The 1824-nt window shown below is 45.1% G+C and carries 1 protein-coding gene; it reads left to right on the forward strand.

Annotated elements, in window-relative coordinates:
- On the forward strand, positions 1-1824 hold a 1824-nt coding region (locus HMPREF2893_RS10760; RefSeq protein ID WP_186822257.1), incomplete at both ends, for a hypothetical protein.

Here is a 1824-nt window from a genome sequence, read left to right on the forward strand (position 1 = left end):
CCGAATCAGTCTCAACATCCGAGTCAGTTTCAGCCTCTGAATCGGTATCGACGTCTGAGTCAGTCTCAACATCAGAATCAGTTTCAGAATCCGAGTCAGTATCAGAAAGTCAGTCAATTTCAACGTCTGAATCAGTGTCAGCGTCTGAGTCGGTTTCAACGTCCGAATCAGTCTCGACTTCTGAATCGGCATCTACATCAGAATCAGCTTCTGCATCAGAATCAGCTTCTGCCTCTGAGTCAGCCTCAACGTCTGAGTCAGTTTCAACCTCTGAATCGGTATCGACTTCCGAATCAGTTTCAACGTCCGAATCAGTATCAGCGTCTGAGTCAGTTTCAACCTCTGAATCAGTATCGACATCTGAGTCAGTCTCAGTCTCTGAGTCAGTATCTACGTCCGAATCAGCGTCAGCCTCAGAATCTGAGTCGGTATCAGCATCAGAATCAGCCTCAGAATCTGAGTCGGTATCAGCCTCAGAATCAGCCTCTGCTTCTGAATCAGTTTCAACATCAGAATCAGTCTCAGAGTCCGAATCAGGTTCAACGTCTGAATCGGTTTCTGTATCAGAATCAATCTCGACATCAGAATCATTGTCAGCATCGTTGAGCACTTTAGTATCAGAAAGTCAGTCAGTCTCTACTTCAGTGTCAGTCTCTACTTCAGTGTCAGTCTCAACATCTGAGTCAGCCTCTGCTTCTGAATCAGTGTCTACTTCAGAATCAGCCTCTGCATCCGAATCAGTCTCAACGTCTGAGTCAGTTTCAGCATCTGCATCCGAGTCCGTTTCGACTTCTGAATCGGTGTCGACTTCCAAGTCTGTTTCTGTATCGGAATCAGTATCGGCATCCGAGTCAGCATCTACATCAGAATCTGTATCAACGTCTGATTCAGTATCAACGTCCGAATCAGTTTCAGCGTCTGAATCGGTTTCTGTATCAGAATCAGTGTCTACTTCTGAATCTGTTTCGACTTCCGAATCATTGTCAACATCAGAATCAGTTTTGACATCAGAGTCTGAATCAACATCCGAATCAGCATCTGCTTCTGAATCAGCCTCAGTGTCCGAATCAGTCTCGACATCCGAGTCAGTTTCTGTATCTGAATCAGTTTTAACGTCTGAATCAGTCTCGGCATCTGAGTCAGTTTCAACATCAGAATCAGTATCGACTTCTGAGTCAGTTTCAACATCAGAATCAGTCTCGACATCCGAGTCAGTTTCTGTATCTGAATCAGTCTCAACGTCTGAGTCAGTATCAGCGTCTGAATCAGTTTCTACCTCTGAGTCAGTATCTACGTCTGAATCAATCTCGACCTCTGAATCATTGTCAGCATCAACATCTGAGTCGGTCTCAACCTCTGAATCAGTATCGACATCCGAGTCATTGTCCGCGTCCGAGTCAGTTTCAACTTCTGAATCGGTGTCAACATCAGAATCATTCTCAGTCTCTGAATCAGCCTCTGCGTCCGAGTCAGCGTCAACATCCGAATCAGTGTCTACGTCTGAATCGGTGTCAACATCAGAATCAGTTTCTGCATCAGAATCAGTATCAACATCCGAATCAATTTCAGCCTCTGAATCAGTTTCAACGTCAGAATCAGTGTCAACCTCAGAATCGGCATCTGTATCCGAATCGGTTTCTACGTCAGAATCGGTATCTGTATCCGAATCGGTTTCTACGTCAGAATCAGCGTCAACATCAGAATCAGCGTCAATATCAGAATCGGTTTCGGCGTCTGAGTCAGCGTCAACATCTGAATCAGTGTCAACGTCAGAATCAGTATCAGTGTCCGAATCAGCTTCAACCTCAGTAAGCCAATCAGTGT

It is taken from the genome of Streptococcus sp. HMSC072C09, assembly GCF_001813105.1.
GTDB lineage: Bacteria > Bacillota > Bacilli > Lactobacillales > Streptococcaceae > Streptococcus.